3 protein-coding genes and 3 pseudogenes are annotated in these 4,535 nt (G+C 38.2%); 1 reads left to right on the top strand and 5 read right to left on the bottom strand.

Annotated features, from left to right (window positions below):
* The 3 genes and pseudogenes from VB797_RS34680 to VB797_RS34670 form a co-directional block, all read right to left on the bottom strand.
* Positions 1–183 (bottom strand): annotated as a pseudogene (locus VB797_RS34680) (hypothetical protein); the annotation flags it as partial.
* Positions 184–192: 9 nt separating this feature from the next.
* Positions 193–927 carry a hypothetical protein gene (locus VB797_RS34675; RefSeq protein ID WP_323242348.1) on the bottom strand — a complete coding sequence of 245 codons (735 nt, stop codon included), beginning with the start codon at positions 925–927 and terminating at the stop codon, positions 193–195.
* Positions 928–930: 3 nt separating this feature from the next.
* Positions 931–2,127 carry a hypothetical protein gene (locus VB797_RS34670; RefSeq protein ID WP_416350969.1) on the bottom strand — a complete coding sequence of 399 codons (1,197 nt, stop codon included), beginning with the start codon at positions 2,125–2,127 and terminating at the stop codon, positions 931–933.
* 28 nt (positions 2,128–2,155) lie between these two features.
* Here VB797_RS34670 and VB797_RS34665 point away from each other — a divergent pair.
* Positions 2,156–2,553: pseudogene (locus VB797_RS34665) on the top strand (four helix bundle protein).
* A 45-nt stretch (positions 2,554–2,598) separates the two neighbouring features.
* Here the strand turns inward: VB797_RS34665 and VB797_RS34660 are convergent.
* Positions 2,599–3,510, bottom strand: coding sequence for a hypothetical protein (locus tag VB797_RS34660; RefSeq protein ID WP_323242346.1), 912 nt, complete (start codon positions 3,508–3,510; stop codon positions 2,599–2,601).
* Positions 3,473–4,535 (bottom strand): annotated as a pseudogene (locus tag VB797_RS34655) (hypothetical protein); the annotation flags it as partial. The pseudogene VB797_RS34655 and the gene VB797_RS34660, both read right to left, overlap by 38 nt.

Raw genomic sequence — 4,535 nt, 5'->3', positions numbered from 1 at the left:
TCTAATTAAAGGATTTTCGCTTCCGGATTGTGTTTCTGCTTGTTCGTTATCTCGCTCAATTAAAAATTCTTGGTCAATCAAAGCTACTTGTTCGGGTTGATAACCCGATATTTCCAGTTCCTCTTGAGGAGTTAATTCATCATCGACTGATTCCAAATCATAGTTTTCTTGATTATCGTTCATATAAAATCACTACTTATTAGGCATAAACTCAGAAATTTTAGTTATTTCCAAACCCGCACTTCTAATTTCATACAATTGCTGTTCTAATGCAGAACTATCATTCGATTGAGGTGAAGGAATATCAACCGCTTGTAATCTAAAAGTGCGATTAAAATTAATTTCCTCATCAGTACCACCGGACAAGTTTACTAATACTCTTGTTGCTACCATGTCCACTTCCCATTCACCCATTTTTGCTTGTCTGGGAGCAGATAAATAGGAGATAATTATTTTGGAACGGACTTGACCGTTGAATACCCGAGAAGGTGTAATGGAGGCAAGTTCTTGCAATACAGCATTACGAAATCCGCTTTTACCTGACTGTATTAGATATGAAGCAATATAAGCATTTGTAGTAACACGTTTACCTTTACCTATATCTCTTCCTTTATCTAACTCTTTGCTTCCAGGAATAATACCATCCCAACTAAAAGTTAAATTTGCCCATTGTCTTACAGTATTTTTTATGACTTCTGGATGACGATATAAATAGTGTTGCTCCGAAATAACTAGAGCGCGACCATTAACTAATTGCACAAACGTCGTTTTTCTAGCAGCAAGTTGATTAACTTTAAAACTTAAAAACAATAGAAATAAAAAGCTAATTAGGCTAAATGTTGTCAGCCCGATGAAGCACAAAGGAAGTATATCTTTGGAATCTAATAATAACTTAGGTCGTCTAACTTTCCTTAACGATTTCAACATTTGTTACACCTTTCCTACAAAACCTGTTGCGACAGCGACTACACCATCAAAAGCAGCATTCACAAGTGCTGGAACTCTACTATTAATACCCGTATAAAGAGCTATTCCACCACCACCAGCTACGAGTAAAGCTAATGCAGGAGCAAAGATACTAATAAAAGCTAAAAATGCTAAATCGGAAGCACTTTGAGCGCCAGCAGAAACAATCACAGTTGCAGCTAAACCAACTACAATGTTGTAGCCCAACTGTACTCCAAATAAAGATATAAAACCGCTAGCCCAAGCCCATATTGGTTTTGAACCCAAAGGTAACAAACTTAATCCCAAAGCAATTGGTGCGAATGTTGCAGTCATCATTAATGCAGCTTCCAAAATATTGACAAAAGCCCATTGAAGAGCATATAGAAAAGTTACTAGTATTAAAGAAATAGAAGCATTAAAAACAGTACCAGGATTTTGTACAAAGTCAGTTAATTCTGCAACTGCTAAACGTGCTTGTTCTAGCGGGGCATTATTTTGTTTTTCTGCTTCAGTGAGAATTTCTTCTACAATTGGTCTTTTTTCTTGGAGGCAATCGGTAAGAGGTTTACCAGTTTTTCCCTGACATTCAGCGTAAATTGTAGACACTTGAGTTTTGACATTTTGGGTTAAGGTAACGTTAGAGATTGCACTTTTAAAAGTTGTATCGGCGAGTTGAATATCCAGAACGCTAACAACTTGCTGATGACCGATATTTCTAATGATAAGTACAGTTTGGGAAAGTAAATAACCGTTACTTCCTAGAAAAAGAGCAATCACCAACGGGTAGATAAAAGATGCAGCTAATTCCGACCATAAAAAACGCTTTTCTTGATAATCAGCAGCCATTTTTATGGCAAGAAGAATAATGCTCATTGCTGCAAGCGTCGTACCAAGATTACATAAACCCGCCCATAATGCACCCGAAGGGTTAATTACGTCTCCCCACACTTTATTCCAAGATTCAACGGTTTGTTGACTCAGTTGAATACTGCTTCTTACTAAACTAATACCAACAGCCGAATCGGAGTAATTATCGGGTGCCGTTTGGGCAAGGAGTGGGGGAGGGGGAGAGTGGGGGAGTGGGGGAATAAGAGAGTGGGAGAGTGGAGGAATGGGGGAGTGGGGGAAGAGGGGAGAGAGATAATTAAGAATTATAGGGTATTTTTGTACTATACTCATTTTGATTACATTTTTAATTAAGTGAAAGATGACAAGAGAATCATTTAAAAATCATAAAGATTTAGAAGTTTATAAAATGGCTTTTGAGTCGGCAATGTTAATCTTCGAGTTATCTAAAAAATTCCCAGTTGAAGAAAGATATTCTGTCTTCTGACCAAATACGTCGCTCCTCTCGCTCAGTTTGTGCTGTCTTTTGCGGAAGCATGGCGTAAACGTAGATATGAGGGAGCATTTATTGCAAAACTTAGTGACTCGGAAGCAGAAGCAGCAGAGACTCAAACTTGGATTGAATTTGCGGTGCAATGTAAATATTTAGATGTTGAAGCAGGAAGAGATATTTATCGGAAATATAACTCTATTCTTGGGATGCTTGTTACCATGATTAACAATGGGCGAAAAATGGATAGTCAACACCAAAAAAACTAAATAATTCTTTCCCCCACTCTCCCACTCTCCCCCTCCCCCACTCCTCTATTCTCTTCCCAAAACGGAACCACCAGGCATCATTAGCAGAGAACCTTGAGATACAGCGCGATTTCCAACTGCGATCGCACTTTGTCTTTCTCTAGTATTTACCGCATTTAATTCTGTAGCTGCTTGAGCAGTTAAAGTTAATCCCAAAGCGTTATCTTGTCGTGACTGATTTGCTTCTTTTAAAAGTAAATCGGAAATTGTTGTATTATTTTTGAGTTGCTTAGAAATATTTTGCAATATTTGCTGGGAAGTATCGGAATTTTGAGAATCATCTGACATTTGACTTGATTCAACCTCGGAATTAGTACTTAATTCAAGAGTATTTAGAGACTCCTGTTGAGCGTTTTTAGAAAGAGTTTTATTCTGTGCAACTTCAATTGCTCCTAATCTTTCACTTTGATTTGCTAAATCTTGACGAATTGCATAGGAATTAGGAAGGTTATTCTCCAATTTGTTAGACGTAATACCATCGGATGGAAGCGAACCTTTCATAATTTCACTTACGACTTGACCCAAATCGGGGACATCAATCGAACCGATTGAATTTTTAACGAGCTGCTTAATATTACCGAAAAAATCGCCGCGAACAAAGGAACGTACATCATTAATAAATCCTTGAATTTCATCTGATGAGTTTTTGTTGAATGTTGAATTAGTCGTTTGAGTAACTCTTCGATTTTCCGATATATCTGAGGTTGCTGCAAACGAAGAACTGATTGAAATCAGATTGAAACTAATAATTGAATAGCCAATTATTGAAACACTTTTAACGACAAGATAGAAGTGAGAAGGTGCAAAATGTAAGCAATTGCTTCTTTTACTTATAGCTTCTGCTTTACGTCTCTTATCCTCTTTACTTTTACCTCTAAATCTACGTGTACGTAGGCGTTTGCTTGTCTTCAATTTCATCTTTTTCTGGTACATTTTTACCTTCTCCATTGATATGCGATAAACCTTTATTTTGTTTGATAGATGCAACATAAACCCTAGTGAACTTAGCTAATCCCTGTAGTTGTCCTTTAGTGGTATTAGGATATTGGGACAAAATTGCTTTACGAGTACTGCGCTCTTCTTGATTTGTTGCTATTGCAGCTAAAGCCATTTCCCCTGGATAAAATCGAGTTTGCCAAAAGCGTCCTCCTTTCTCAATTAACCAGCAAGAATACAAATCGGAACGACGGGGAAAGAAGGATTCGGAGGCATTTTGAGCAATTATTTCAACTGGATATGACAGATACTTTTCAAACGAAGCAACAGCATTTGAAGTGATACACCCAGTAATTCTGTAACTGATATTTTGCATAATCATCGCTGCTGCTGCGGACTGACAGATAGTATCAGGGTCTTGACTGGATAAAACTATACTTAATCCATCCTTCCGTGCCGTAGCGCAGAGTTCCCCCACCATTGCGCTGAAGCCATCTTTGCGGAACAATACAGAAAGTTCATCACCTATAAAAAGACTTTTGAGATGGGAAAGAGCTACTCTTAAACACGCAGCCTTTGCAGCAACAGCCATTGTGTAAGAATCTTGGTCATTACTGAGTCCTGTTAGAGCATAGAATTTGACCATCGGTTCTGGAGAAAAGCTGCTCGGTTTACCTATTGCTGTTCCTAAAGGACTTACCAGTAGTGCAGCAATTTGGCTGGTGATTTGGTTGATTGCTTGGTGGTCAATGGCTTCTGCTTTTTGAATATTTAGTCGCGCAATCGAACAAGAACGAGCAAAATCTTTTAGTGTTGGTATATCCTGCCATTCTTGTGATTTCCAGCCTTTATAAAATGCCAAATTATAGCGCTCGATGATGTCGGGGTCACTTAGAAATACGTCCAGTGCTTGCATCAAAATTGCATCTACTCGTTGTGCTAAGTGGGGAGCATCTAAGCGTCCCATAACGATAACACCTAAAGCATTGCGAATAAACGAACGCCAC

It is taken from the genome of Rivularia sp. UHCC 0363, from assembly GCF_034931125.1.
Taxonomy (GTDB): domain Bacteria; phylum Cyanobacteriota; class Cyanobacteriia; order Cyanobacteriales; family Nostocaceae; genus Rivularia.
Note: the sequence above shows the minus strand (reverse complement) of the source record. Positions and strands in the feature narration are given on the sequence as shown.

Coding starts and splice junctions, on each gene's coding strand:
- VB797_RS34675 (WP_323242348.1), bottom strand. CDS start 927: ATGTTGAAATCGTTAAGGAAAGTTAGACGACCTAAGTTATTATTAGAT.
- VB797_RS34670 (WP_416350969.1), bottom strand. CDS start 2,127: ATGAGTATAGTACAAAAATACCCTATAATTCTTAATTATCTCTCTCCC.
- VB797_RS34660 (WP_323242346.1), bottom strand. CDS start 3,510: ATGAAATTGAAGACAAGCAAACGCCTACGTACACGTAGATTTAGAGGT.